This window comes from Sphingomonas sp. Leaf67, assembly GCF_001421965.1.
GTDB lineage: Bacteria > Pseudomonadota > Alphaproteobacteria > Sphingomonadales > Sphingomonadaceae > Sphingomonas.
Genome location: NZ_LMLP01000020.1, coordinates 256,744 through 282,624 on the forward strand (window position 1 = coordinate 256,744; position 25,881 = coordinate 282,624).

30 protein-coding genes, 2 pseudogenes and 1 other annotated feature are annotated in these 25,881 nt (G+C 66.1%); of the genes and pseudogenes, 20 read left to right on the forward strand and 12 right to left on the reverse strand.

From position 1 onward, the window contains the following. The first annotated feature begins 16 nt into the window (after window positions 1–16). The 4 genes from ASE90_RS11985 (at window position 17) to mqo (ending at window position 4,673) form a co-directional block, all read left to right on the forward strand. Entirely contained in the window at window positions 17–388 is a 372-nt protein-coding gene (locus ASE90_RS11985; RefSeq protein ID WP_056000726.1) for a hypothetical protein, read from the forward strand. Window positions 389–525: 137 nt separating this feature from the next. After that, window positions 526–1,458 (forward strand): replication initiator protein A, encoded by a 933-nt coding sequence (locus tag ASE90_RS11990; protein WP_056000729.1) that lies wholly within the window; start codon window positions 526–528, stop codon window positions 1,456–1,458. A gap of 417 nt (window positions 1,459–1,875) precedes the next feature. After that, window positions 1,876–2,694, forward strand: coding sequence for a helix-turn-helix domain-containing protein (locus tag ASE90_RS11995; RefSeq protein WP_235531789.1), 819 nt, complete (start codon window positions 1,876–1,878; stop codon window positions 2,692–2,694). 263 nt (window positions 2,695–2,957) lie between these two features. Beyond that, the gene (gene mqo / locus ASE90_RS12000) at window positions 2,958–4,673 is read left to right on the forward strand and encodes a malate dehydrogenase (quinone) (protein WP_056000735.1); all 1,716 of its coding nucleotides are present in this window, start codon (window positions 2,958–2,960) and stop codon (window positions 4,671–4,673) included. A gap of 44 nt (window positions 4,674–4,717) precedes the next feature. On the opposite strand, the gene ASE90_RS12005 is transcribed toward mqo, so the two are convergent. After that, on the reverse strand, window positions 4,718–6,205 hold the full coding sequence (locus ASE90_RS12005; protein ID WP_056000738.1) for a SulP family inorganic anion transporter: 1,488 nt from the start codon (window positions 6,203–6,205) through the stop codon (window positions 4,718–4,720). 61 nt (window positions 6,206–6,266) lie between these two features. After that, window positions 6,267–6,322, reverse strand: a sequence feature (sul1 is cis-regulatory element that is thought to sense ions involved in sulfur or methionine metabolism; They are found in Alphaproteobacteria). Between the two features lie 235 nt (window positions 6,323–6,557). Between ASE90_RS12005 and ASE90_RS12010 the strand changes: the two genes are divergently transcribed. Next, a complete protein-coding gene (locus tag ASE90_RS12010) occupies window positions 6,558–7,304 on the forward strand; it encodes a hypothetical protein (protein WP_056000742.1) in 747 nt (248 codons plus the stop codon). Between the two features lie 122 nt (window positions 7,305–7,426). Then, complete coding sequence (locus tag ASE90_RS12015) at window positions 7,427–8,290, forward strand: hypothetical protein (RefSeq protein WP_056000745.1); 864 nt, start codon at window positions 7,427–7,429, stop codon at window positions 8,288–8,290. A 101-nt stretch (window positions 8,291–8,391) separates the two neighbouring features. On the opposite strand, the pseudogene ASE90_RS12020 reads toward ASE90_RS12015, so the two are convergent. Further along, window positions 8,392–9,421 (reverse strand): annotated as a pseudogene (locus tag ASE90_RS12020) (type IV secretory system conjugative DNA transfer family protein); the annotation flags it as partial. After that, window positions 9,421–9,687 carry a hypothetical protein gene (locus ASE90_RS12025; protein WP_056000751.1) on the reverse strand — a complete coding sequence of 89 codons (267 nt, stop codon included), beginning with the start codon at window positions 9,685–9,687 and terminating at the stop codon, window positions 9,421–9,423. The gene ASE90_RS12025 and the pseudogene ASE90_RS12020, both read right to left, overlap by 1 nt. A gap of 412 nt (window positions 9,688–10,099) precedes the next feature. Here ASE90_RS12025 and ASE90_RS20875 point away from each other — a divergent pair, with 412 nt between their 5' ends. Then, on the forward strand, window positions 10,100–10,228 hold the full coding sequence (locus ASE90_RS20875; protein WP_268795012.1) for a hypothetical protein: 129 nt from the start codon (window positions 10,100–10,102) through the stop codon (window positions 10,226–10,228). After that, on the forward strand, window positions 10,225–10,347 hold the full coding sequence (locus ASE90_RS20880; protein ID WP_268795013.1) for a hypothetical protein: 123 nt from the start codon (window positions 10,225–10,227) through the stop codon (window positions 10,345–10,347). Before ASE90_RS20875 ends, ASE90_RS20880 begins: the two co-directional genes overlap by 4 nt. A gap of 11 nt (window positions 10,348–10,358) precedes the next feature. Here the strand turns inward: ASE90_RS20880 and ASE90_RS12030 are convergent, their stop codons facing one another. The 3 genes from ASE90_RS12030 to ASE90_RS12040 are packed head-to-tail and all read right to left on the reverse strand — an operon-like array spanning window position 10,359 to window position 11,227. Then, window positions 10,359–10,580 carry a conjugal transfer protein TraD gene (locus tag ASE90_RS12030; protein WP_056000754.1) on the reverse strand — a complete coding sequence of 74 codons (222 nt, stop codon included), beginning with the start codon at window positions 10,578–10,580 and terminating at the stop codon, window positions 10,359–10,361. Window positions 10,581–10,596: 16 nt separating this feature from the next. Continuing rightward, window positions 10,597–10,923: a conjugal transfer protein TraD gene (locus ASE90_RS12035; RefSeq protein ID WP_056000893.1), complete on the reverse strand. Its 327-nt coding sequence runs from the start codon at window positions 10,921–10,923 to the stop codon at window positions 10,597–10,599. After that, window positions 10,916–11,227: a hypothetical protein gene (locus ASE90_RS12040; protein WP_156361558.1), complete on the reverse strand. Its 312-nt coding sequence runs from the start codon at window positions 11,225–11,227 to the stop codon at window positions 10,916–10,918. The genes ASE90_RS12035 and ASE90_RS12040 overlap by 8 nt, the downstream gene beginning before the upstream one ends. Window positions 11,228–11,330: 103 nt before the next feature. On the opposite strand from ASE90_RS12040, the gene traA reads away from it, so the two are divergent. The 4 genes from traA (at window position 11,331) to ASE90_RS12060 (ending at window position 16,673) form a co-directional block, all read left to right on the forward strand. Beyond that, window positions 11,331–14,219, forward strand: a complete 2,889-nt coding sequence (traA, locus tag ASE90_RS12045; protein WP_056000760.1) for a Ti-type conjugative transfer relaxase TraA — start codon at window positions 11,331–11,333, stop codon at window positions 14,217–14,219. Between the two features lie 111 nt (window positions 14,220–14,330). Further along, window positions 14,331–15,035 carry a DUF6118 family protein gene (locus ASE90_RS12050; RefSeq protein ID WP_056000763.1) on the forward strand — a complete coding sequence of 235 codons (705 nt, stop codon included), beginning with the start codon at window positions 14,331–14,333 and terminating at the stop codon, window positions 15,033–15,035. Between the two features lie 417 nt (window positions 15,036–15,452). Continuing rightward, window positions 15,453–16,043: a helix-turn-helix domain-containing protein gene (locus ASE90_RS12055; protein ID WP_200910881.1), complete on the forward strand. Its 591-nt coding sequence runs from the start codon at window positions 15,453–15,455 to the stop codon at window positions 16,041–16,043. A gap of 54 nt (window positions 16,044–16,097) precedes the next feature. After that, window positions 16,098–16,673: an HD domain-containing protein gene (locus tag ASE90_RS12060; RefSeq protein ID WP_056000766.1), complete on the forward strand. Its 576-nt coding sequence runs from the start codon at window positions 16,098–16,100 to the stop codon at window positions 16,671–16,673. A 64-nt stretch (window positions 16,674–16,737) separates the two neighbouring features. Here ASE90_RS12060 and ASE90_RS19975 read toward each other — a convergent pair. Next, window positions 16,738–16,860 (reverse strand): annotated as a pseudogene (locus tag ASE90_RS19975) (integrase core domain-containing protein); the annotation flags it as partial. Between the two features lie 338 nt (window positions 16,861–17,198). Between ASE90_RS19975 and ASE90_RS12065 the strand changes: the two are divergent. The 7 genes from ASE90_RS12065 (at window position 17,199) to ASE90_RS20350 (ending at window position 21,712) form a co-directional block, all read left to right on the forward strand. Continuing rightward, window positions 17,199–17,408, forward strand: a complete 210-nt coding sequence (locus ASE90_RS12065; protein ID WP_156361559.1) for a hypothetical protein — start codon at window positions 17,199–17,201, stop codon at window positions 17,406–17,408. Between the two features lie 136 nt (window positions 17,409–17,544). Further along, the gene (gene poxB, locus ASE90_RS12070; RefSeq protein WP_056000772.1) at window positions 17,545–19,263 is read left to right on the forward strand and encodes a ubiquinone-dependent pyruvate dehydrogenase; all 1,719 of its coding nucleotides are present in this window, start codon (window positions 17,545–17,547) and stop codon (window positions 19,261–19,263) included. 2 nt (window positions 19,264–19,265) lie between these two features. After that, the gene (locus ASE90_RS12075; protein ID WP_200910883.1) at window positions 19,266–19,751 is read left to right on the forward strand and encodes an FUSC family protein; all 486 of its coding nucleotides are present in this window, start codon (window positions 19,266–19,268) and stop codon (window positions 19,749–19,751) included. 108 nt (window positions 19,752–19,859) lie between these two features. Then, a complete protein-coding gene (locus ASE90_RS12080) occupies window positions 19,860–20,114 on the forward strand; it encodes a hypothetical protein (RefSeq protein ID WP_156361560.1) in 255 nt (84 codons plus the stop codon). 400 nt (window positions 20,115–20,514) lie between these two features. Then, window positions 20,515–21,168 (forward strand): ParA family partition ATPase, encoded by a 654-nt coding sequence (parA, locus tag ASE90_RS12085; RefSeq protein WP_056000781.1) that lies wholly within the window; start codon window positions 20,515–20,517, stop codon window positions 21,166–21,168. Continuing rightward, on the forward strand, window positions 21,165–21,440 hold the full coding sequence (locus ASE90_RS12090; RefSeq protein ID WP_056000784.1) for a ribbon-helix-helix domain-containing protein: 276 nt from the start codon (window positions 21,165–21,167) through the stop codon (window positions 21,438–21,440). The genes parA and ASE90_RS12090 overlap by 4 nt, the downstream gene beginning before the upstream one ends. A 131-nt stretch (window positions 21,441–21,571) precedes the next feature. After that, window positions 21,572–21,712 (forward strand): hypothetical protein, encoded by a 141-nt coding sequence (locus ASE90_RS20350; RefSeq protein WP_200909490.1) that lies wholly within the window; start codon window positions 21,572–21,574, stop codon window positions 21,710–21,712. Window positions 21,713–22,095: 383 nt separating this feature from the next. Here the strand turns inward: ASE90_RS20350 and ASE90_RS12095 are convergent, their stop codons facing one another. Next, window positions 22,096–22,326 (reverse strand): BrnA antitoxin family protein, encoded by a 231-nt coding sequence (locus tag ASE90_RS12095; protein ID WP_056000787.1) that lies wholly within the window; start codon window positions 22,324–22,326, stop codon window positions 22,096–22,098. After that, a complete protein-coding gene (locus ASE90_RS12100) occupies window positions 22,313–22,588 on the reverse strand; it encodes a BrnT family toxin (RefSeq protein WP_056000790.1) in 276 nt (91 codons plus the stop codon). The genes ASE90_RS12095 and ASE90_RS12100 overlap by 14 nt, the downstream gene beginning before the upstream one ends. Before the next feature lie 205 nt (window positions 22,589–22,793). On the opposite strand from ASE90_RS12100, the gene ASE90_RS12105 reads away from it, so the two are divergent. After that, window positions 22,794–23,090 carry a hypothetical protein gene (locus ASE90_RS12105; protein ID WP_056000793.1) on the forward strand — a complete coding sequence of 99 codons (297 nt, stop codon included), beginning with the start codon at window positions 22,794–22,796 and terminating at the stop codon, window positions 23,088–23,090. 73 nt (window positions 23,091–23,163) lie between these two features. Here ASE90_RS12105 and ASE90_RS12110 read toward each other — a convergent pair whose 3' ends face one another. The 3 genes from ASE90_RS12110 to ASE90_RS12120 all read right to left on the reverse strand — a co-directional run bounded on the left by ASE90_RS12110 (window position 23,164) and on the right by ASE90_RS12120 (window position 25,576). Continuing rightward, complete coding sequence (locus tag ASE90_RS12110) at window positions 23,164–23,742, reverse strand: GFA family protein (protein ID WP_235531792.1); 579 nt, start codon at window positions 23,740–23,742, stop codon at window positions 23,164–23,166. Window positions 23,743–23,760: 18 nt separating this feature from the next. Next, window positions 23,761–24,366, reverse strand: coding sequence for a class I SAM-dependent methyltransferase (locus ASE90_RS12115; RefSeq protein ID WP_056000796.1), 606 nt, complete (start codon window positions 24,364–24,366; stop codon window positions 23,761–23,763). A gap of 64 nt (window positions 24,367–24,430) precedes the next feature. Further along, on the reverse strand, window positions 24,431–25,576 hold the full coding sequence (locus tag ASE90_RS12120; RefSeq protein ID WP_082449763.1) for a sensor histidine kinase: 1,146 nt from the start codon (window positions 25,574–25,576) through the stop codon (window positions 24,431–24,433). Window positions 25,577–25,881 lie beyond the last annotated feature (305 nt).

Genomic DNA, 25,881 nt, shown 5'->3' on the forward strand with positions numbered 1-25,881 from the left:
GGGGGCGGATCGGGCTATGAGCGATGCGATGCGCATCGTCCCGTTCCTGCTGGCCCTGTATCTGTCCGCCCCCGTCGCGGCGCAGGATCGCTATCAAAATGATACGCAGGAACCCGCCGCGCCGGTCCAGCAGCCGTTGCCGGAAACCCAACAGGGCGAAACCGCCCGATCGGCCGCCGGCCAGACCGGACAGCGTCAGACGCGCGAGGAACTTGCCGCCGAGGCCGGGATCGAGCCGATGGGGCGAATCAACGGCCGGATACAGAACCGGGTCCAGTCGCGCATCCGCAACCGCATCGATCGCTATTACGACCCGCAGGCCAATGCGACCTCGCCGTTCGCAGTTGCCGGCGATCAGGCGCGTACCGCCGAGCGTCCACGCCGGTGATCCAAAGTGGGCGGAATGGTGCTCCGTCCGACTATTTCCTACTCGAAAGCACGAATGGTCGCCGGTCTGTCCGGCGTGCGTGTACGGGCAGGTCCAGCTTCCCATCGCATCTTCGTGCTTTCGGGTAGAATAGCCCCATGACCCGCAAGCCCCCTGCCCCGCGTACGCCGGCCCGCCCGCAGGGCGATCTGTTCCGGCTCGACAGCCCGCTAACCGCCGAAATCCGCGGCGAGCGGTCGTTGATGGCGTTTCCGTTCTTCGCGCTCGCTAAGAATGCGTGGATGAAACCGCTGACCTATCAGGCAAATGCGATATCGATTGAAGTACGCCCGTCGGCCAGCGGCGTTGCGACCATCTATGACAAGGAAATCGTGCTGTATATCGCCAGCCTCATGCTGGCGAAGATCGAGATTGGCGAGACGGTTACGCAGGATTTCGTCTTTACGGCGCATGATCTGTTCACGGTGACCGGGGCCAATCACTCGGCACGGTCGTACGGACGACTGTCGGAGGCGCTGGAACGACTGCAGGGTACGCAGATCAAGACCAATATCGAGGCAGGGGGCGAAGGCGAGGAGGGCTTCTTCTCGTGGTTGTCCGAAGCCAAGCTGCACTATTCGCGCACGCGGGGCGGCGAGCGGCGGCTGAAGGCGGTCAAGGTACGCCTGTGCGACTGGCTGTTCCGCGCGATCCTGCTCGACCGGCACGTGCTCGACTATGCCGCCGCCTATTTCCAGCTGGGGCCGATCGAGCGGCGCATCTATGAAGTGGCGCGCTCGAGCGGCGAGGACCGGTTGGAAACCGATCTCGCGACCTTCCGCCTGCAGATCGGCTATCAGAACCCGCTTGCCAATTTCCGCAATGCTTTGAAGCAGATAGCAGCATCCGACAGCATCCCCGACTATCACTTGAAGCTGATCGAGCAGGAAGTCCCCGAGGATCAGGCGCCCCGGCGCGGGCGGCGGGTGGCGCCGGTACAGGTGGTGCTAACCCGCCGCCCGCGCGCGCTCGGCACCGATGAGGCGGGTGATTCGGATGCGAGCGAATCGGCGGACGCCCCGGCCGCCTAATTCCTATTCGAAAGCACGAATGCGATCGGGGTTTTGCTACCCGAAAGCACGAACGTACCGCCATATTCCTATTCGAAAGCACGAATCGTCGGCGGTGATTTGCGCCGAAACGAACGTAATTGTCGCTTTCCTACTCGAAAGCACGAACCGGGAACGCTTCCGATGTTGGATTTGATCTGCAAAGGTCGCTGAAACCGGCAGCAGGGCCGGCAGCAAGGGAATTGGCCGTGACCACATAAAGGAAAGCCCGGCACGAAGGCCGGGCGTCCCAGGTTTTGGAGCGACGTCGCCAAACGTCGAACCGGCTTCCACAGGCCTTCTCCAATACCTCCGATCGCTTGTCGGTTCAAGGACGCGCGTTTCGCGCCACGCCCCTTTTTTGCTTGTTTGTCGCGGCCCCGGACAAGGGGGACGATGATGGCGCTTATCCTGGCGCAGGCGATCGCGCGCATGGCCGATCCGGCACATGGCAAACGGCCACGCAGCGGCGGTGTGCACCGCACCGGCGCACCCGTCCGGCGCGGCAGCGTCGAGGCGGGGACGGTCGAGGACCATTTCTTCGCGGTGCCCGCCAAGGGCGAGACCGACCGGCTGCTGCGCATGGCGCGCGCCGCGCTCGATGCCGGGCGGGCGCGGCGGCGCGCTGCGCGCAGCGAGGGGCGGATGCTGACCGCGGCCGAAACGGTGCTGTGCGCCCTGACCGCCGGGGCGGTGCGCGTGTTCGAGGAGATCTGCACCCTCGCCCGGCTGAATGGCGGGCGGGTGTTCCCGACCTATGACCATCTGGCCAAGGCGACCGCGCTCGGCCGGGCGACGGTGGCGCGGGCGCTGGCGGCGCTGGAGGCGGCGGGGTTCCTTGTTCGCCAGCGGCGCTTCTGTCGCAACGTCGGCGCGGGGCCACGCTATCGCCAGACGTCGAACATCTATCGGGCGCTGCTGCCGGGCGGATTGCTGCGGTTTCTGCCGCGGCGCTTCCATCCCGTGCCGCTTTCCGACGACACCATGGCGCACCAGGCGCAGACGGCAGCCGAGCTAGCGGCGATGCGCGCGACGCTCAGCTGCCGCGAACTGGCCCAGGTCAGCGTCGGCGGCGCGCTCGGTCGGGTATTGGCCTCGCTGGGGGCGGCAATCGATCGCGCAGCCTGCGAGTCTCATTTCGATCCGCAACCACTCTCCGAGTCATTTAAATGGACGGCAAATGTCGTCGGCCTCGCCGGCCGCCGGCATCCAGCCTGACGGCTATATCGAAAGCCAAGGCATCGAACCATACATACACCTCCCACGCCGACCCTGCGGAACGCACCGGCTCACGCCGGCGCGATGCTTTCCGACGAAAGCAGGCGGAACCGTGGGGACCCAATGTTACATACTATTGCGCGGGAACGGCGGATTTGCGCCACCTCACGGGATCGTATAACGCGTTCTACAAGAGGATTTTCCGGCGCGGTTCGAACCGAACACGGCGTTCCCGCGCGCTCATCTTCCAACGGATCCATTCCATGCAAGCACCCTCCGCACCGGCGCCACGCCGGTCCCGCTGGCGCAAGACCAAGATCGCGCTCGGCATCGTCGTCGTGCTACTGCTCGCCGCGATCGCCTTCCTGTTCCGGCCGATGGCCTCGCCCGCCGGCCCCGCGGCCGACAACGACCGCCCGCTCGACATGGTGGTGATCGGCGGCGGGGTGATGAGCGTGACGCTCGCCACCTATCTGCAGGAACTTGAACCCGATTGGCGGGTCGCGCTGTTCGAACGGCTCGACAATGTCGCCGAGGAAAGCTCGAACGGGTGGAATAATGCCGGCACCGGCCATTCGGGCTTTGCCGAGCTGAACTATACCCCCGAAAACCCCGATGGCAGCATCGATACGAGCAAGGCGGTGGTGATCGCCGAACAGTTCGAGGTCGCGCGGCAATTCTGGGCGCATGAGGTGAAGACCGGGCGTCTGGGTGCCCCGAACGGCTTCATCAACCCGACGCCGCATATGAGCTTCGTGTGGGGCGACGCCAATATCGACTATCTGCGCAAGCGGCAGGCGGCACTGGTCAAGAACCCGTTGTTCTACGGCATGGAATATACCCGGGACCCGGCGAAGATCCGCGCCTGGGCACCGCTGGTGATGGAAGGCCGCGATCCGAACCAGAAGGTCGCCGCGACCTATATGCCGATCGGCACCGACGTGAACTGGGGCGTCATCACCCGCCAGCTCGCCACCGCACTGACCAGAAATCCCAATTTCGACCTGAAACTGCGCCATGAGGTTCGCGGCCTCAACCGCGGGGCCGACGGCATCTGGAACGTGACGGTACGCGACCTGACCACGAACAAAGACCGCACCGTGCGTGCGCGCTTCGTGTTCATCGGCGCGGGCGGCGCGTCGCTCAAACTGTTGCAGATGTCGGGTATTCCCGAGGCCAGGGACTATGGCGGCTTCCCCGTAGGCGGCCAGTTCCTCGCCTTCGAAAACCCGGCGCTGACCGCGCGCCACGACGTGAAGGTCTATGGCAAGGCCGAAGCCGGATCACCGCCAATGTCGGTGCCGCATCTCGATGCGCGCAAACTGGACGGCAAGTCGGTCATCCTGTTCGGGCCGTTCGCGCTGCAAAGCACGAAGTTCCTGAAGAACGGATCGTGGCGCGACCTGTTCAACAGCGTGTACAAGGACAATGTCGGGCCGATGATGGCGGTCGGCGCGGAAAATGCCGAACTGGTCCAGTATCTGGTCAAACAGGCGATGCTGACCGACAAGGATCGCCAGGCCGAGCTGGTCAAATATTTCCCGAATGCCAAACAGGGCGACTGGAAGCTGATCACCGCCGGACAGCGGGTGCAGGTCATCAAGCGCGACCCGAAAAAGGGTCCGGTACTGCAGTTCGGGACCGAGATCGTGACCGACAAGCAGGGCAGCATTGCCGCGTTGCTCGGCGCATCGCCCGGTGCCTCGACCTCGCCCGCGATCATGCTGGAGGTGCTGAAAAAGGCGTTCCCGCAGCGTCTGGCGAGCATCTGGACGCCGAAGATCGAGGCGATGATCCCGTCCTATGGCCGCACGCTCAACGACGATCCGGCCTTCACCAACCAGATCCGGCGGATGACCAGCGAGACGCTGAAGCTGCCGTTCGTCGAGGTGCCGGCGGGTGTCCGTCCGGGTGCCGCCGCCGCCCCGGTCGCGACCCCGCCGGCGCGCAGCCTGAACCGCGAGCAGCAGGCGATGTGAAGACGGACGGCGTAGGGAGACGCGATCTCCCTACGCCGTCCCGCTCAATGCGGCACGACGCCCAGCTCGACGCCGGTCTTGTCGTGCAGCGCGAAGCGGTCGACCAGATCGGCGCTGGCGCGGTTATAGCCGATCACCGCTACTTCGGCCCCGTTCTGGCGCAGGCGGGCGACGATCTTGTCGAGCGCGTCGACCCCGGAAATGTCCCAGAAATGCGCCGCGGTGACGTCGATCGTCACCGGCACCGCCCCCTCGAGCGCAAAGGCGCGGCGGAAGCGGTCGACCGAGGCGAAGAAGATCTGACCCGTAACCCGGTAGGTGACGCCGCCACCGCCCGCGACCCGCGCGACCGCGAACATCCGCTGGACTTTGCCGGCAAAGAACACGCCCGACAGCAGCACCCCAGCCAGCACGCCCAGCGACAGGTCGCGCGTCGCGACGACGACGGCGACCGTCACCAGCATCACGATCGACGAGGTTGGTGGATGGTGACGAAGGTTACGCAGCGAGTTCCAGCTGAACGTGCCGATCGACACCATGATCATCACCGCGACCAGCGCCGGCATCGGCACGCGCCCGACCCATGGCCCCAGAACCGCCAATAAAAACAACAGGAAAGCCCCGGCGGTAAAGGTCGATAGCCGGCCGCGTCCGCCCGAGGTCACGTTGATGACCGACTGTCCGATCATCGCGCAGCCGCCCATCCCGCCGAACAATGCGGCGACGATGTTGGCACCGCCTTGCCCGGCGCATTCCTGCCGCTTGTCGCTGTCGCTATCGGTCATGTCGTCGACGATCTGCGCGGTCAGCAGCGATTCCAGCAGGCCGACCGCCGCCATCGTCAGCGCAGTGGGCAGGATGATCCGCAGCGTGTCGAGCGTCAGCGGCACCTGCGGCCATGCAAAGCCCGGCAGCCCCTCGGGCAGCTTGCCCATGTCGCCGACGGTGTTGACCGGCAGGTTCAGCGCGATGCTGATGACGCTGAGCACCAAAATCGCCACCAGCGGCGACGGCACCGCCCGCGTCACCCGCGGCAGCAGGTAGATGATGGCGAGGCCCCCCGCGATCAGCGCATAGCTGTGCCACGTCACGCCCGTCAGCTGCGGCAGCTGCGCCAGGAAGATCAGGATGGCGAGCGCGTTGACGAAGCCGGTGATGACCGATCGCGACACGAACTGCATCACCCGGTCGAGCCGCAGCAGCCCGGCGGCGATCTGGATCAGGCCCATCAGGATGGTGGCGGCGAAGAGATATTCGACGCCGTGGTCGCGGACCAGGGGGCCGACCAGCACCGCGACCGCCGCGGTCGCCGCCGAGACCATGCCCGGCCGTCCGCCGATACAGGCGATGGTGATCGCGATCGCGACCGAGGCATAGAGGCCGATGCGCGGATCGACCCCGGCGATGATCGAAAAGCCGATCGCTTCGGGGATCAGCGCCAGCGCGACGACGATGCCGGCCAGCAGGTCGCGGCGGATCTGTGCCGCTCCGCCGAACCATTGGCGGCGATAGGAGGTAAAATCGAAGGTCATGGAAAATCCACATCAAGCCACATGGCACCCGATCGGGCGCAGGATTTCAGGTCATGTGCGATGTTGTCCGGCGGATCGGCGGCCGGAATAGCCACCCGGAATTGCACCGGGTCCTTGCGAATGCTCGGTCCATAGCGGGCGATGGGGCGGACAGGCAAGGGGCCGCGGCCCGATCGCCGGCAGATCGAACGAAACCGGGCGCGGCCCGGCCATCGTCCCGCCATGGGACGATCCCGCCCGCTTCTCATTTTGGGCAGGTAGCAGGATGCCACCGAATATAATGCCGGTTAGGCCGGCCCCCTGACCGCCGGACGGCGATCCGCCGGCATCCGGTTCAGGGGGGAAATATTCCATGTTACAAACGACCTATGCGTTGCTGAACGTCGACGAGATCGTCAATATCGAAGCGAACAACGTCATCGATACCCATTACAGCACGGCCCGGCGCACCGCGTTCGTCGTCGCCAATGGCGATGTCGGCGATGACAATATCATCGGCTTCGGCAAGACCGACACCCTGATCACCGGCAAGAAGATCTTCGACGGAAACGGCGACGGGTTCATCGGCTTCGGCAAGAACGGCCTGCTCGATATCGACCGGGTCAATGCGCGCAAGGCCGGCAACGATCAGCTGCGCATTACCGATGGCGAGGATTCGATCGGGGAACTGCGCTATCTCGGCGAATTCGGCGGCCAGCATGCCTATGCCGCTGCCGGCGCCCTGCACCAGTTCCTGAAAGAGCATGCGAACGGCGTGGAAGGCACCGTACAGGACGATGTGATGACCACCAGGGGCGGTGCCCTGTTCATCGACAACGCGCTCGGCCTGCGGATCGGCGACGATATCGTCACCGATTTCAATTACGGCAGCAAGATCGTCACGACCCACGCGCTGGCCGACGCGGACGAGGACGGCAACGTCGATAGCCTGCGCTATCAGGACGGTGGAAAGACCGCCGTCTTCGATATCACGTCGGGCAAGGGCGAGATCATCGGCACGATCACCATGACGGATTCCTATGCGTCGTCGGTCAGCCTGTCCGATATTACCGAGATCGGCGGCGTCGTCTATTACACCTACACCGTCGAAACACCGTAATTTAGCGATCTGCCGCGTAGCATCGCTGCTCCGACCATCATCGGCACCGGTATGTCATGGCATGCCGGTGCCAGAGGCTTCGATCGAACCCATCTTGCGCTGCGCCAATGCATAGTCCCGTCATGCCGTCCAATGTCGGCGCGCCCGTTCCGGTTCGTCAGGCGACGCGGCTGATCAACCATTTCCAGCTCTATGCCGGATCGGCCGCGATGCGCGCCGCCGGGCGTCATTTCGACAGCGGCGCGCTGCTGGTGCTGCTCCTGCGCAATGCGTTGCGCCCGACGCCGGGGGGACGGTGCAGCATCTCGTCGCTGGCGGCGTCGCTTCGCCGCCCGCGCGAGAGCATCCGCCGGGCGAGCATCACGCTTGCCGCACACGGGCTGTGCCAGGCGGACGAGGACGGGCTGCGGCTGCCCGACGGCTTTGCCGGGCTGCCGGCGATGGTCGCGATGCGCGACGACGTGCTGGCGCTGCTGCGGCAGATGCTGGACGGGTTCGTCCATGGCGGCCTGACCTTTCCGCGCGCAGGCGTGGTGCCGGGCGACGACGCGATGCTGGCGGCGGCGCTCGACGTCTATCTCAGCGTCTATGAATTGAGCGAAGCGCCGCTGGTCACGCCGATGGGGCTATATCTCGTCGGCGCGATCAGCGTGCTGAACGCCGCCGCGATCACGCACGACCCCGAACTCGGCCACCGATACGGTTTCGCCCATACCATCCCGCCCGACGAAATCCGTCGCCCGGCATCGCTGCAGGCGGTCGCGGAGATCGACGGATTTCCGTATCCGACCATCTGGCGGCACGCGACGGCGGCGCGACTGGCCGGCGCGTTGCGGCGCGTGCCCGACGGCTATCTGCTCGGCATACGCTATATGGACGATCCCCGCACGAACGCCGCGTCGGTCATCAAGGTACAGCATGTCCGCCGCATCCTGTCCGACCTGATGGCGGGGCACTATCGGTCGGCGGAAACCGGGAAGGCGTGAACCGGCACCGGCCGCGCCGGCCAGCGGATGCCGGACGGGCTGGAGCGTCCCGTTTCCATGCCCATCGGGCAGCGTCGTATCACGAGCGGCATAATCGGCGAAAGCGTCGCGGTCATCCGGGGGCTGTCGAGGAAGTGGGTATGGCGCTGCGCCGACGACAGCACGCCGGCGGCTTCGCGATCGGACTTGCCGAGCTGGCGGTTGGCGGCGCGCCCGATCAGTCCGCCGGTCTGCTGCATCCGTTCGAGCGGGCCGGCGAAGCCGGCCGGCGCCAGTTTCAGGTGGTCGCGCAGCGTGGTGAGGGTGCGGGTGGCAGACGGTTCGCTGGCGACGATGTGCATCAGCAGGCCGGCGATCAGCGCCTTGGCTTCCTCGTTCCAGTACGCCTCGCTCTGCTGGCCGTGGGCGTCGTGGACCAGCGCGTCGGCGAGCGTCATGCAGTTGTCGGCGACATCGAGGCCGTCAGGGTCGATCCGGTCGAGCGGGTTGAACGCCGCGGGCGGCAACCCGGTGATCCCGAACAGATCGAGGACATGGACCGGAGCGGACTGCCCGCGTTGCCTTGCGGCGATGCGGGCGTTCTCGCCCTTGGGGTCGATGCAGACGACGGCGAAGGGGTATTTGAGCAAATTGGGGATGATGGTGCCGACGCCCTTGCCGCTGCGGGTGGGTGCGATCGTCAGCAGATGGGCGGAGCCGGGATAGCGCAGCAGTTTCCCCGACTTGCAGTTACGGCCGATCAGCAGGCCGGCATCGCCCGTCAGGGTGCGCGCCTCGGCGTCGGTGGCGAAGCGGGCCGAGCCGTGGGTGTCGTCGGCGCTCATACCGCCATAGTGAAGGATCAGGGGCTGGAAGAGCGCGCGCAGCGGCACCAGCAGGATCGCGGCCCAGACGAGCAGCAGGATGACCGTATGGAGCGCGGGATAGCGGGCGAGGCCGAAATACCAGACCAGCCCGTCCGAGACGAGGATGAGGACGGTCGCGACGGCGATCGTCAGCACTAGGACGCAACAGGTGACGGGCGAAGCGGAAGGGGGCGAAGACGAGGCCCTGAACCGCCCAGACCGGGTTCTGAAGGACGGTGCGGGCTAGGTTGCGCGACGCGCGGCCGAGCTGGTGGAACCACTCGATCATGATGCTGCCTGGAACAGGGTGAGGCGGGAGATGCCGGGCATGGCGGCGATCTCCGCCTCGATCGCGGAGACCTCTTCCATGCGGTCGCCCGGCCAGTCGCGCGAGACGCTGACGCCGCCTGCGTCGGTTTCGATCTCGATGAGGCGGGTCTGCGGCAGCAGGTCGAACAGGCGCACCAGCCTCTCGTGCAGATCGGGCGTGACGTGGCGGCTGCCCGGACCGACCGTCATGAGCTGCCACGAACGCAAAACTGCATCAGCCATCCCTGGTCTCCAATACGATCAGCCCGTGGCACATCGATCCCGGTCTCACCTTTACTACTAAAGTATCATCATATCGGATGTTGATCTTAAGGGAGGGGGAAGGGGACCCGATGCCGTCGCACGTATTCAAGCACTATACGGTACGGTTCCTGTAATCTTTGTTACCGGCAATCCGGAGGATCCGCAGGCATGTGCGTTGGGGACGGCCGTATTGGCCAAGCCGGTCACAGCACAGCGCCTGGCCTCGATCTTCCAGACGATCGCGATCGCGGGCGATATGCCACGGTGGCATGAGCACCTGGAGATGCATCAGCCAACTTCGGCCGGACCACACCACATCTGAAGCGCCGGCGGCGACGCCGCGGTCGATTTCGTTCTGCACCGCGCGATCCACGGCAACGGCACGATAATCGTGAACGATGCGACGCAGGACGATCGCTTTTCGGCAAACCCGCTCGTCACCGGCGACGTCGGCATCCGCTTCTATGCCGGCGTGCGCTCAAGAACGAAGACGGCAAGTCGACCGGCACGCTGTGTGTGATCGACACCAAGGCGCATCCTGACGGCATGACCGAACGGAACCGCGCGGGGCTTGAGAGCCTCGTTCGCCGCACCATGCAGGCTCTCGAACTGGGGCGGACGATGCAGGCAGAAGGATAGCGCTGCCGGGATCATGGCACCGTCTCCTGTGCTTCCGCGTCAAACGCCCGCTTGCCGCGCCGTTTCCACAGCGCAAGCGTGTCGTCACCGCCCTCACTCCGCGCCTTGCCGACCAGCTCCAGCAGCGCGCCGTAGATGGTGGCGCGATCGTCGTCGGCGAGGTCGACCAGCCCGGCCTTTTGGACGAGGCCGCCCAGCTCGATCAGGTGACGGGTACGCTCGCGCCGTTGCACGACCCAGCCCCGCGTATCAGTCCGGCGCCGCGCCGCTTCCAGACGCTGGATCGACGCCCGGTTGCGGGTTTGCGCCAGCGCCGTCGCCGCCAGCAGTGCGGCCGGTTTTCCGCCCGCGGCGCTGAAAGAAAGCGGCGCCCTTCGCGCGCCACGCCTCCCTCGTTTCGGCATCACCGGATGCAACCGCGTCGAGCAGCACGCCGGCCAACGTTTCCATGTCAAGCGCGTCGGCGCCGGTGGAACTGACGAGTGCCCCGAGCTGTTCGACGCGTCGGGCTTTCAGCGCACGGGCCTTGTCTTCCAGCGCTTTCAGTTCGGCATCGTAATCGCGCACTTTACGCATCGCGATCATCCTCGTTGGGTCCATCCGGTGCGACAGGAATATCCGACCACAATGAGCCGACGTCACCGCTCACATCGACCCCCGGTGGAGCCTCGTCGTCCCATAGAACACGCCAGCTATAGACCAGTCCGTCATTGCTAGCGTTGTCGTCGAGTTCGAAGGGATAATCGTCGAGCGTATCAACATCGATGCCGAGCGCTTGGGCAATATACGCATTACGGTGCTGCTCCATCGATTCCTCGTAAGCACGGCTCATTGCAATCTCCTCATCCGCACAGTTTGCCATAGCGGGCAGGAACAGCAAGGCAGAATCCACCCCAGTCAATCAGAAGATGCGCAGCAGATCGTGAGTGCGCGCTTATACGTCGTTGCCGACGTGCGCTCAGAAAGGTAGAAGCAGAAGCAGGATGGCGATCTACCATTTCAGCGTGAAGGTTATCAGCCGTACCAACGGCTCCAGCGCGGTCGCGTCGGCCGCCTATCGCTCTGCATCCGAGCTGTTCGACGAGCGGCTTCAGCGGCATCACGACTTTTCGAACAAGGCGGATGTGATCCACTCTGAAGTGCTGTTGCCCAAAGGCGCGCCGGAGCGGTTGGCGGACCGCACGACGCTGTGGAATGAGGTGGAGGCAAAAGAGAAACGCAAGGACGCGCAGCTGGCGCGTGAGATCGAGTTCTCGATCCCGCGAGAGATGGATCGCGCAGAGGGTGTCCGGTTAGCGCGCGATTTCGTGGCCCGTGAGTTCGTCAACCGCGGGATGATCGCGGACCTCAACGTGCACTGGGACCGGGCGGAGGACGGCAGTCCGAAGCCGCACGCGCATGTCATGCTGGCAATGCGCGAGGTTGGGCCGGGCGGGTTTGGCAAGAAGGATCGCAGCTGGAACGGGACGGACCTGTTGCAGCACTGGCGCGAAGCATGGAGCGCGCACGTCAACGAACGGCTGACGGAACTGGGGATCGATGCGCGGATCGATCATCGGTCCTATGCCGAACAGGGCATCGCGCTGGAGCCGCAGCACAAGATCGGACCGGCAGCATCGCGACGTCCAGAACAGGGGCTGGAAGCGGAACGGATCGAGGATCACGTCCGCATCGCGCGCGAGAACGGCGAGAAGATCATCGCCGATCCGACCGTGGCGCTGGACGCGATCACGCGGACGCAGGCGACCTTTACGACGCGGGATCTGGCAGTGTTCGCGTTCCGCCATTCGGACGGCAAGGATCAGTATGACCGGGTGATGGCAGCGACCAGGGCGTCACCCGAACTGGTGGCGCTGGGTCGGGACGGACGCGGCGACGAACGCTTCACGAGCCGTGAAATGATCGCGACCGAAGCGCGGCTTGAACAGGCGGCCGACCGGCTTGCCGAAAGCCGGGACCATTTCGTTGCCGGCACCTGGGTGTACCGGGCGCTAGAGGCAGCCGAGGGCAGGGGGCTGACGCTGTCCGGCGAGCAGCGAGACGCCCTGGGTCGGATCATGGGCCGCGACGGTCTTGCGTCCGTCATCGGCTATGCCGGCACGGGCAAGTCGGCGATGCTGGGGGTCGCGCGCGAGGCATGGGAGGATGCCGGCTACACGGTGCGCGGTGCGGCGCTGTCGGGGATCGCGGCGGAGAATCTGGAGGGCGGGTCGGGTATTGCGTCCCGCACCATCGCCAGCCTCGAATATGCCTGGGCGCGGGACCGTGAGCAGCTTGGGCCGAAAGACATCCTCGTTGTCGACGAGGCCGGCATGATCGGGACGCGACAGATGGAGCGGGTGCTGTCGGCCGCGGAGCAGGCCGGCGCCAAGGTGGTGCTGGTCGGCGATCCCGAGCAGTTGCAGGCGATCGAGGCGGGGGCAGCCTTTCGTGCGCTGTCCGAGCGGCACGGGGCGGCCGAGATCACGGAGATCCGCCGGCAGCGGACGGACTGGCAGCGCGATGCTACACGCTGGCTGGCCACGGGGCGCACGGATGATGCGATCGGTGCCTATCGTGAACACGACATGGTGCGCAGCGCCGACACGCGCGAAGCGGCGCGGGCGGCGCTGGTGGAGGGCTGGGACCGGCAGCGCCAGGCCCAGCCTGCCGCCACGCGGATGATCCTCACCCATACCAACGCGGAGGTGCGCTCGCTCAACGGGGAGGCGCGCAAGCGGATGCGGGCGAGCGGGGATCTGGGTGCGGACGTCGCCGTGCAGGCGGAGCGCGGCGAACGTCGGTTCGCGAGCGGCGACCGGATCATGTTCCTGCGCAACGAGCGTGGGCTGGGGGTGAAGAACGGCACGCTCGGCATGGTCGAGGCGGTGTCCCCGGGACGGATGGGCGTGCGGCTCGACGACGGACGCCAGGTCGCATTCGACCTGAAGGACTATGCCGCGATCGATCACGGCTATGCCGCCACCATCCACAAATCGCAGGGGGTGACGGTCGACGCCACGCATGTGCTGGCGACGCCGGGAATGGACCGGCACGCCGCCTATGTCGCCTTGTCGCGACACCGTGACGGCGTACAGCTTCACTATGGCCGCGACGACTTCGCCACCGACGCGAAGCTCGCCGCGGTGCTGTCGCGCGACCGGGCGAAGGACATGGCGTCGGACTATGCGGGCGAGCCGGACGCCGCGGCCCGTGCTTTCGCAGACAGGCGTGAAATCCGGTTGCCGGAGCGGGTGCGCGAGATCGTGCGGACGGTCGAGACGAAGGCGAGGAGCATGTTCGCTGGCTTCCGGCCGAGGGCATCGGAGGTCGAGCAGTCTGGACATATACCCGAAAGCACGAACCGGCCCGATCAGGACGTAGCGATCCGGCGCTATGCGCGGGCCACGGTCGAGGCGGCGGAGATGCAGCGCAAGGGGCTGCCGGTACTGCCGCACCAGATGACCGCGATGGATCGTGCCGGCGAGGCGCTCGACAGGGTGCGCGACCAGGGCACGCGCGATCTGGTCTCCGCGTTCCAGCGTGATCCGGCGCTGGTGCACGACGCTGCGGCGGGGAATACCCGCGGTGCCGTCCGGGCGATGGCGGAGGAGGCGCTGGTCCGCGCCGACCCGGGCTTGCGTGCTGGCCGCTTCATGGAACGATGGCGGGCGCTGGAGGCTGAAAACGCTGGTGCCGGCCGGACCGCGGCGCAGGCGGAGATGATCGACGGGCTGCGCCATGATCCGGCGTTGCGCAACGAGCTGGAGCGGCGCGCGCCCGAGCTGGGGTTGGATCGCGACCGGCAGCAGATGGCCGAGCAGATGCGGCAGCGGCAGATTGAGATGGATCGTGCGCGCGATCGTCAGCAGGATCGCGGGTTAGAGCGATGAAAAAAGGCCGCCCCGAAGGACGGCCAGCAAGTTTTAGGAGAGGATGCCTGAAAGGCACGTCTTTTGTGCAGCGCAGCACGATCGATTGCAAGGGCGAAAGGAGATGTACGGATGACGGAGAGCGACGGCGGTGACGAGGCGGCCCGGGCGTTCGAGGATCTCCGCGGCGAGGTCACGCTGTTGCGCCGCGCCGTTGAGCGGTTGACGGCCGAACGGGCGGGTAACGGCGATGCTCCGGACTATTCCGAGACGCTGGGCGTTATCGCCAACAACATCACTGCGACAGCGCAGCGCGTCGATGCGCTGGTGAACAGTCCGGCGTTGGCGCTCACGCCTGAAGAATTGAACCGCCGGATCGTCGAAGTCGGTGCCGCGGGGCGGAGCGAGGATCGCCGGGCCATCGAGGCTGCCCGGCAGGTGATCGAGGACGTCGCCACGAAGCTCGGTCGTCAGCTGGAATCGCATGTCATGGCAGACGATCAGCGGCGCCGGGTTCGGCATGTCCGCCGGAATGTCGGTCTGATCGCGCTGGCGCTGGGTGCGCTGCTGTGGGCGATCCTCGCCGGCCCGGTTGCACGCAGCCTGCCGGCGAGCTGGCTGTTGCCCGAGCGGATGGCGGCGCGATCGTTGCGCATGCCGATGTGGGAGGCGGGGCAGCGCCTGATGCGGGCCGGAGATGTCTCGGCGTTCGCCGGCGTGCTGACGGGCAACCGGTTGATGGTCGCCAACCGAGAGACGCTGGAGGCGTGCAGGAAACAAGCGGCGAAGTCGGAAAAGACGGTGCGTTGTGCGATCGAGGTGGGAGCGGGCGAATGACGGACGATGGGACGGGGATGACGCGCGAGGCGTTGGAGGCGCTGATCGGGCGGATGCTCGATGCGGAGATGAGGGAAACGCCGCCCCCCGGCCGGCGAAGAGGGAGACTGGCTCTACGGCACCGCCGGCTTCACGGAACCCGACGAGCATGGCTGGATCGCGCCGCTTCCCTCGGCGCATGTCCGGGTGCCGCGGGCGCTGGTGTTCTGGCATATGGTCGTGCGGGTGGGGGCGCCCGCGGACGAGGATCTGCTGCGCGATCCGCGGCACTCGCTGGCGCGCTGGCCGACGATCGACGCGGCGGTGCGAGACCTCTTTCCGGCCACAAGGAGTCCGGGGACATGGTGACCGGTTCCGCCTGCATGGCGATGGCGCTCAATGCCTTTCGTCCGGTATTCGTCAGGGGGAGCCAGGCCGATGCGCTTCGATGACAGGAGCACGATGGAGATCCCCGCCATTCCGGGCCGCCACCTGGGGCTCCGCTTGCGCAGGTTCCGCGTGCTGCGAGGCCTCAAGCAACAGCACGTCGCCGAACTGCTGGATGTTTCTCAGGGGCTCATATCCCGATGGGAATCGGGATCGCATGTTCCTTCCCCGGAGATCCGTCCCCGCATCTATCGGCTCATCGCCACGTCCGCCGGGGCGTCGACCGATCGAGCCCTGTGCGGGCTTGTCGAGGCGGCGAACGTTCCCGTCCATCTGATCTGCGACGCGACCCATCGGCTGCTTTCGGCATCCCGTCCGCGGGAAATCGAATGGAGGACATCGGCCGGTGCTTTCCTGGGTCAGTCGCTGTGGCGGTTTGCGACGGCGGCGATCGTGGAAGCCGAGGAGCGCTTGGCGGATCACGGGTGGTTCGATCGCTCCAGTCCTGCCCCGTTGACCGTCCCGACAGACGGGAATGGCAGTCGTGAGATGCGGATTCTGCCGAGCATCCTGTGCTGGGAACGCATCGCCTTGGCCGATGGACGTTCGGGGCGTCTGGTGACCACGATGTCGTTCGGATGATCTCGAATATCTTATTCGTCGCCTGCACGGCGCCGGAGGTTTACGCGCGCCGTCATGCAAGATGATCTGACCATGCAAATGGCGTTTCTGGCCGAAATCGATGCGCTGAAGACGGTCGTCCGCCAATCGCCGATTGCCGATCGCAGCCGGCGTGAGAATTCGGCCGAACACTCCTGGCATCTGGCGATGTTCGCCTTGGTCCTCGCGCCCGATGAAATCGACAAGGGCAAGGTCATGGCAATGCTGCTGATCCACGACATCGTCGAGATCGATGCCGGCGATGCCCCCATTCACAGCATGCACGACCACGCAGCCCTTGCATTGGCGGAAGGTGCCGCGGCGAGGCGCCTGTTCGGTCTGTTGCCGGAGCGGCAGGCGGTGCACTTCCTCGATCTGTGGCGCGAGTTCGAGGCCGCGGAGACACCCGAGGCGAAATTCGCCAAGTCGCTCGACCGGTTGCAACCCCTGATGCTCAACACGCTGACCGGGGGCGGCACCTGGACGGAAAACGGCGTTTCAGAAAAGCAGGTCCATGAGCGTTACGGGCCGACCATCGAGAGCAGATCGCCGGTGCTTTGGGCCAGGGCGCAGGACATGGTGCGGCAGCATTTCGCGAGGACCGGCCTCTGATCGGGCGGACGCCATGAACATGGTGCTGACGTCATGGATCTGGCCCCCGTTTCGCCGGACGGACTTAAGCGGTTGCTGACCCCAATGCGCGATGCTCGCGCGGCGAACGCATTTTAAGTCCCGAATGCGGGTGGTTGTTGTTGTAGTCCTCGATCCATCCGGCAAGCGATGTCAACGCGATGGGTGCCTTGGGAAAGGCGTTGACGCTGCCCGCCCTAGGCCCACCTGCCGCCCAGCCTCACCGCAAAAATCTGCATTCGAGACCTTTGTAGCCAGATAGCGCATCATATTCGCAATGACGGCCCATCACAAACGCGTTGCCTGTGTCGTAAGTGTCGACGTGGAGGTACCGCACGATGAAGACCTATCCCGTCCGCGTTCCGCGTGGCCGGCCCCCGCCTGTGCGGGGTACTGTAAGGGGTCGGCGATCGGCACATTCACGGCAAACCCCGGAAATAACGGGGAGCCAAACCGGTCAACGCCGGTTTTCGAAAAGTATTTTCCCTTTGTATCGGGATGGACCCTGTGAAAAAGCGTACTGGATATATGGCGGTGGGCGCGTTTGCCGCGGTCGTGCTCGGCAGTATGATCGCCATCGGCTATGTCGAGGACAGGATCGGCCCGCGACCGGACGATCGGGTGGCGCTCGGCAATTCCGTGTCCGAACGACAGATGCTCGAGCGTCGTCGCGGGCGGGTGGCCGAGGCCGCGATCGTCGGGACGACCGTGCAATAGGGTGGCGACGGCGCGGCGCAGGTCGCCGCGCGCCGTCCGCCGCCCCGTGAAACCCGGCCTGCTATCATCGCAACCAAGCCGACGAAGCCAAACCGCCCGTCCCTCGTTCCGCCCTCGAACATTCGAGGGAAATGCCATGAAGATCGCCGATCTCATCACCGACACGCTGATCGCCGCGGGTATCGAGCGGATCTGGGGCGTGACGGGCGACAGCCTGAACGCGATCAACGACAGCCTGCGCCGGTCGGGCAGGATCGAATGGATGCATGTCCGGCATGAGGAGGTCGCGGCCTTTTCCGCCGGGGCCGAGGCGGCGGCGACGGGCAAGCTGGCGGTGTGTGCGGGGAGTTGCGGGCCGGGCAATCTCCACCTGATCAACGGGCTGTTCGATTGCCAGCGCAACCGCGTGCCCGTGCTCGCCATCGCCGCGCATATTCCGTCGAGCGAGATCGGCCTGAACTATTTTCAGGAAACGCACCCGACCGAGCTGTTCCGCGAATGCAGCCATTTCTGCGAGATGGTGCAGACCCCCGAACAGCTGCCCGAACTGCTCCACCGCGCGTTGCGCACCGCGATCGGGCAACAGGGCGTGGCGGTGCTGGTGATCCCCGGCGACGTCGCGCTGAAGGCCGCGCCCGACCATGCCCGCGCCGACTTCGCCACCCCCCTGCCCCCGCGCATCGTGCCGCAGACGGGCGAGATCGCGCGGCTTGCCGATCTGCTCAACGGGTCGAAGGCGGTGACGCTGCTCTGCGGAGCGGGGGTCGCGCACGCGCATGACGAGGTCGTGGCGCTGGCGGCGGCGCTGCAGGCCCCGATCGTCCATGCCTATCGCGGCAAGGAATGGATCGAATGGGACAATCCCTATGACGTCGGCATGACCGGGCTGATCGGCTTTTCGTCGGGCTATCATGCGATGATGGAGTGCGACACGCTGCTGATGCTCGGCACCGATTTCCCCTATCGCAACTTCTATCCCGAAAAGGCGAAGATCGCACAGATCGACCGCGACCCTTCCGCGCTGGGGCGGCGGGCGCAGATCGACATCGGCATCGTTGGCGACGTGCGCGAGGCGGCGGCGCTGCTGACCCCGCAGATCGCGCCCGACCGGTCGGACCGCTTCCTGACGAAAGCGCGGGCGCATTATGCCAAGGCGCGCGAGGGGCTGGACGATCTCGCCACCGCCCGCGACGGCGACAAGCCGCTGCATCCGCAGTTCGTGGCGAAAGTGGTCGACCGCCTCGCCACCGACGATGCGGTGTTCACGGCGGACGTCGGCACGCCGGCGGTGTGGGCGGCGCGCTACCTGACGATGAACGGGCGGCGGCGGCTGATCGGATCGTTCAACCATGGGTCGATGGCGAACGCGATGCCGCAGGCGCTGGGCGTGCAGGCGGCGTATCCGGGGCGGCAGGTCGTGTCGCTGTCGGGCGATGGTGGGCTCACCATGCTGATGGGCGACATGCTGACCGCGGTGCAGATGCGGCTGCCGATCAAGATCGTCGTGTTCAACAATTCGACTTTGGGCTTCGTCGAGCTGGAGCAGAAGGCGGCAGGCTATGTCGACACCAATGTCGCCCTCAAGAACCCGGACTTTGGGGCGGTCGCGGCGCAAATGGGCTTTTTCGGCGCGCGGGTGACGCGGTCGGACAAGCTGGAAGCTGTGCTGCGTGCCGCCTTCGCCCATGACGGCCCGGCGCTGATCGATGTGGTGACCGAGACGCTCGAACTCGCCATGCCGCCCAAGATCCAGGCGGAACAGGTCAAGGGGTTCAGCCTCTATACCCTCCGCGCGATCATGAGCGGGCGCGGGGATGAGGTGCTGGAGCTAGCGAAGGCGAATTTGTTGCGGTGAGGGTGGAGCGGTTGGCGGCGACGGCGTTCGTGCTGCGCTGTGCCGGCGCGGCGGTGCTGGCGCTGCTGTTCGCGACATGGGCAGGGCTCGATCATCCGGTCTGGGCGACGGTGTCGGCGCTAGTCGTGTCGCAGGACCGGTTGGGCGATACGCGGCGGACACTGGTGTGGCGGCTCGTGGCGACGGCGGCGGGGATCGGGATAGCGGTCACGATCGGCAGCCTGCTGGCCGGGGCCGGACCGGGCGTGACGCTGGGCGTGGTCGTCGCGATCTGCGCCGCCCTTGCCCGCTGGCGCAGCAATCTGCGGCTGTCGATGTGGACCGCGGCAATCGTGCTGCTGACGGTCGCGCCGGGGCAGAGCATCGCTCATGCCGGCGTGGCGCGCGGGGTGGAGGTGTCGATCGGCTGTCTGATCGGTGCGGCGCTGCACCAGTTGGCGGAGGTGGCGGTGGCAGGGTTTCAGCGCCGATGGGGATCGACGGGTTGACGTGTCGAAGTGTCGACATGTCGGGCAACGTACGAAGCGCATCCGTTCGCACCCCGGCGCGGACCTGTTACACGGCACGTACCGTCCGAAAGCTGGGAAGTTTGCGATATGCCCGATCCGTCACCTGCCCGGCGTAACGGGTTGTTCTGGCTCCTGCTCATCCTGTGGATCGCAATCGCGGTTCCGATCACGCTGTTCAGTCTCCTCACGCTCGAACTGCCGCTTTGGCCGTCCTTCCCGGCGGAGAGTACGCGCGAAGGTATCGCCCTTTGGGCGTTTTTGGCAGCGTGGTACTATATCGTGCCGGTCGTGCTGGTCCTTGTCGGGCGACGCGCGCGAAGGACGAAGCAGGAAGGGCGATGAGCGGCCGATCCACGGTCCACCGTTGCCAGCTCGAATTGCGGTCATCGTCGATCGATGGATGTTGCCGGGGTTCCCTCGATCCTGTGGTGACGATCGCTGCGCCGTGTCGCCACTTCGCAGTGCGGTCCGGCCACCAACTTCACCCCGTCGCGGCCCCGTTGCCCATGCTCGATGAGCCCCACCAGAAGGCGACTGCCGCGTCGATCATCCGCAGGAACAGGATCGCCGGCGTCGCGCCGGTGACTGCGCCGATCGCGATATGGAAGCGACCCCGCTCGCGTCCCGGGCGCTACCGCTTTGGCAAAGCCTCGCATGGGGACCGGCCGATATACCGGCAATCGCTCGCTTCGACACCTAGACAGCTTGACCTGTCGGCATGTCGACACGTAGATATCCCGACATGCCGACCATAGCCATCATCAGCCAGAAGGGCGGCGCGGGAAAGACGACGCTCGCGCTGCACCTCGCCGCCGCCGCACAGGCGAGCGGGCGCGTCGCGCTGGTCGTCGATACCGATCCGCAGGCGACCGCCAGCCAATGGGCGTCGTGGCGCGGCGAGGCACCGCCCGAGGTGATCGACAGCCCCCCGCCCCGCCTTGCCGCCAAGATCGCCGCCGCCAGCGCGCAGGGGGCCGAGGTGATCGTGATCGACACCCCGCCGCACGCCGACAGCGCGGCGCGTGCGGCGGTCGAGGCGGCGGACCTCGTGCTGATCCCGTGCCGGCCCAGCGCCTTCGACCTGTCGGCGATCCAGACCACCGCCAAGCTGGTGCAACTGCTGCGCCGCCCGGCCTTCGTCGTGTTCACCGCCGGCCCGCCCAATGCGCCGCGCGTGTATCAGGAGGCGGGCGAGCTGGTCGACAGCTTCGGCACCCCGCCCTGTCCGGTGCTGCTGCCCGATCGTGCCGCCTATCGCCATGCCAGTGCCGAGGGGCTCACGGTCATGGAGAGCGAACCCGCCGGCAAGGCCGCCGAGGAGGTTCGCGAACTCTACAAGTGGGCATGTCGACAGCTCGACATGCCGGCCCCCCGTTTCCGGAAAGTCAGCCCATGAGCCGCAAACCGTCCTTCGCCAATCTGCGTGATCGCACGACCCCGCCGCCCCCTGCCCCAGTGGCGCCCGCGCCCGCGGCGGTCGTCGCGTCCGATGCCAAGGGTCCGGCGAGCCGGCAGGGCCGCAAGCAGATCGCCGGTTTCTTCACCCCCGACATGTCGCTGGCGATGCATATGCTGGCACGGCGGCAGGACCGCAGCCTGCAGGCGCTGATGGCCGAGGCGTTCAACGACGTGCTGCGCAAATATGGCGAGAGCCCGATCGGCGAATAGCCTGTCGACGGCTCTACCTGTCGACACGTCGATCGATCCTGCTATGGTCGGTGGGCCGTACGAACCGAAATTTCCGCCCTGTGCCGATCGCTGCGATGGACAGGGCCCGTTTGAGATTGCAAGAAACCGTGATGGACCTGTCCCGCGAACTCATCGCCTATGCGATCATCGGTGTCGTCGCGCTGATCGTGATCCCCTGGGCGATCGTCGCCTATCGCCGCCGCCAGCGCCGCCGCCTGCGCCAGCGCGGGATCAAACGCTACGGCCATTGATCGTCGATCTGTCGACACGTCGACGGTTCGACAGGTCGGTTTGCCCCCGATCTGGGGGACATTGCATGGAACGGGCAAGAAACTACGCTTAACCCGTCGGAAAACCCGTGCAGGCGCATCGTCGCACCTGCCGGCTATCCGACAGGGATTGCCGCCTATGCTGCGCAAGGAAAACGGCCGGTTGCCTGGTGGTGCCGCTGAACGGCGGCGAACAAGTGTATTCAGACAGGTTCGAGCGTCCCAATTTCCCGTCGATCCGGCACCATTTCGGGAAAAGGCGATCGGGAAAATGATTTGGGAAAGCCCGCCTCGGTGGCCGTGATCCGACTTCACAGGGGTGCCCTTGTTCTCGATCGACCTTCCAAAACGGGACGACCCAACCGCTAAATTTGCCCCGTCTCCACCAGTCGGCCGAGCAATGCGTTCACGCGGGTCTGCCATCCGGGGCCGCTGCCACGCAGATGCTCGACCGTCGCAGCGTCCAGGCGAATTTTGACTTCAACCTTCGGCGTTTCCAGCTTCGGCCGACCGCGCCGGGAAGGCGTCATGCCGGCCATGAAGTTAGCATCCAGCGGCGGGTTGTCGTCGTGAAGATCGGGATTAAACTTGGTCATAATAGAACCTTACCTCATGCTTCTCGGCGGGGCGTAGGCTGATGGCGCGCACCGCGTCCTCGTGAGAGCCTTCAGTGAACACCAGCACGTGCAGGCGATCACCGATCAGACCGAGGGCGACGAACCTAACCTCTCCGTAATCGAAGCGATTATCTTCGCGCTCCAAGGCCGTATCCCAATCGAATCCTTCCGCCGCGCTCAGCGACACGCCGTGCTTGCTGGCGTTGAGGCGATCCTTGGCAGGGTCGAACTCGATCTCCATATATTTTTGTACACCTGTTTAATGGCGGTAGCAACGATTGTCGTGCACCCGAAAAATCATCCAATGGGACTGTCTTGGCCGTCTCACGGGCCGTTCGTTTCCGGGAAAGCGACAGCGCGCAACACGCTCCACAGCATGTCACGTTGTTTGAAGGCCAACTAGCTGGCACACTGTACTCGTCTTCAGCGATTCCGTTTTGGGAAAGATGAGCGAGATAGTGTTCTTCGTCCTGTTTTGGGCAAGCTACGCGGCTTGGCTCGCATTGTTCATATGGCTTGCATGGACGGGCAAGGTACGACTGCTTCTGCTACTTGGCGCAGTTATGCTTTTGGGATTCGTTATAACCTGCGCGACTATGCAGACGGAAATTGCTGAACCCAATCGCAATCACAGCGGCGATATGGGTTACGGACTGATCGCGTTATTTGCAGCGGCAGTGCTGCTCGTTCCACTTGGCCTTGCCGCTATCACTTATCCCGTCGGCCGCCTCTGGAGCCGCTAACAGCCTCTTTTCCCATTTCTCGATCTCAATCGGGACACCCAACGACGCGTTGACGGAGCGGGAGGCCGTTAGCCTAGTCGCGATGCTCGATATCGTCGCCGGTGATCGCCACCCACGGCTGCTGCATCTGTTCCCACCCCGATACGGTCGGCGGGGGAAAGGCGGGGTCGGCGAAGGCGCCGACCGGGATCGCGATCTGTCCCGGGCGGGTGTCGGTGGTGTAGGCGACCGTCGAACCGCAGGTCGCACAGAAATGATAGGTCGATCGCATCCCGCTGCCGCCGCGCGCCGACCAGCGCTGGGTCGGGCCGTCGAACGATACGCGATCCTCGGCAAAGCGGGCGTCGACCGCAAAGGCGCTGCCGCTGCGCCGCTGGCAATCGTGGCAATGGCACACCGACACGCGCAAGGGGTCTCCGGTACAGATAGCGCGGACCGTGCCGCAGCGACAGGTGGCGAGCCGCCGGATGGTGTGATCGGACGGCGGATCGATCGGCCGACCGATCAATTCGCTGCGCACCAGCGTTCGCCGCATCTGGCCCAGATCGCCGGGCGGCAGGGCGCTGGCCTGCGGCGGACGGCCGGACGGGGTCACCCGCTCGTGCGTCGTGCCGCTGTCCGGCCTGTGCGCTTCTAGCCGGCGGTGCTCCACGGGCGGGTACGATCCTCGTTACGATACCGTCCTATCGTAGGCGTCGCCCCCCTGCCCGGCAACTGCCATCCCATAGTCGTTACCGCCATTATCACGATAATTTGCAGAGAGATGCAGTCCTGCATCAGCCAGCAGCCCGCGATAGGCTGTTTCGCCCAGCGATCGCGACGTCCGACCGGTCAGCGTGTCGCGCCACGTACACGCGATGCGCGGTGCCCCGAACAGGAAGCGACCACCCGGTTTCAGCACCTGTCCGACCCGCGCGATCAGCGTCGCCTGCGCGGTTTCGGGGAGCAGGAACAGTAATCCGATCGCGACCGCGGCATCGAACCGGCGGTCGAAGAAGCGGCTGTCCTCGACCGCCTCGCACGCGGCATCGGCATGGGGCAGCGCACGGCGAAAGGCGGCGAGCAGCGTGGGTGAAGGGTCGATGCCGGCGACCCGATGGCCGGCGGCGGTCAGGGTCGTCGCGACCGGCCATCCGCTGCCGCAGCCGATGTCGACGATCGCCGCACCGGCGGGCAGGGTGGCGGCCCAGTCGCGGACGACGTCGCTGCCGATGGCGGAGCGGGCGGCGACGTATCGGTCGGCGATTGCCTCATAGCCGTTCGACCTGTCGGTCATTCGACATCCCGACGTGTCGACATGTCGGGAAACGGTGCCAGTGTTTGCTGGAAGTGACGGCCGATCATTCGACAGCTCGACCTGTCGACATGTCGGACAGGGTCAGGCGGAAGCACGTCACGCGCGTGTCGAGCAGCATCAGTTCTCCGCCATGCGCGCGGGCGATGCGGCGGGCGAGGGTCAGGCCGATCCCCGAACCACCCGCCTTGTCGGTGTGGAACGGGCGGAAGATGCGGGCGCGATCGGTGGCGGCGATGCCACTGCCGCTGTCGCGTATTTCGGCCAGAAAGCCGTCTTCGGCGGTCAGGGTCAGCGCGACCCGCGCCGGCGCGTCGGCGGCAAGGGCGGCTTCGGCAGCGTTCTGGAGCAGCGCCCACAGCGCCTGCACCATCTGGTCATGGTCGACCTGCGCGGTGCCGCGGCCATCGGCGGTGAGCGCCACCCGGTCACCGAACCGCCCCCGGAACAGCCGCGCGAGATCGACGGCCAGTTCGTCCAGCGCGACGGGGGCGGGCACCGGATCGGGCAGGCGGGCGAGCTGGCGATAGGCACGGGTAAAGCCCTCCAGCCCCTCGACCCGGCGGGCGAGGGTGGCGAGGATGTCGCCGAGCATCGCGTCGCCCCGGCGATGCGCCGTCATCGCACTGTCGGCCAGCGAGACGACCGGCGACAGGCCGTTCAGAAGCTCGTGGCCGAGAATGTCGATCATCTCGTCGCTGGCGCGTTCCTGCGCGGCATGTTCCTCGGCAGCGATGTCGATCAGCGCGGCGAGGCGGGTGTCGGGGCCGAGCGTCACCGCATCGATCCGCCAGCGCCGCCCGGCATGGCGCAGGTGCCGCGCGGCCGGATCGGTCAGCGCGGCGGGCGGGGCGATCAGCCGGTCGTCGGCGACGAACAGCGCGCGCGCGGCGCGGTTGATCGCGCGGACCTGCGCCGCATCGATGCGCAGCAGCGGGACGGGCACCTGATCGAGCAGCGCCGCGATCGGCAGCGTGTCGTGCGGCGAGGTGCGCGGGACGGGGGTGGCCGATGCCCGGCGCAGCGCGATCCAGCAGCCCAGCGCCAGCGCCCAGACGATGATGCCGAGCGTGCCGAGCAGCGACCCCCAGATGCCCGCCTGCCACGCCAGCACGAGCGCTGCGCCGCCAAGGGTGAGGGTGACGCCTGATCCGAGCGCGGCGAGGGTGCGGCGGCGTTCGGGGGTCAACATGGGGTGGATGTTCCGATGTGCTGCCGTACGCCGGTGGAGGCGAGCAAGGTGCCAACGTCACGGACCCGTACCCCGGCGAAGGCCGGGGCCCAGTTGGGAAGGTTTGGCGGACGATCGCTACCGTCCCCCAACTGGGCCCCGGCCTTCGCCGGGGTACGGGGTGGGGAGGGCAAGGGAGCCATACCCCCGCGCAGGCGGGGGCCCAGAGCCAAGCAGAACAACACTTTGTGCGTGGGGCCCTGGACCCCCGCCTGCGCGGAGGTACGTCCGACGATCGGTAATCGGGACGTTCGTAAAGGTCTCGC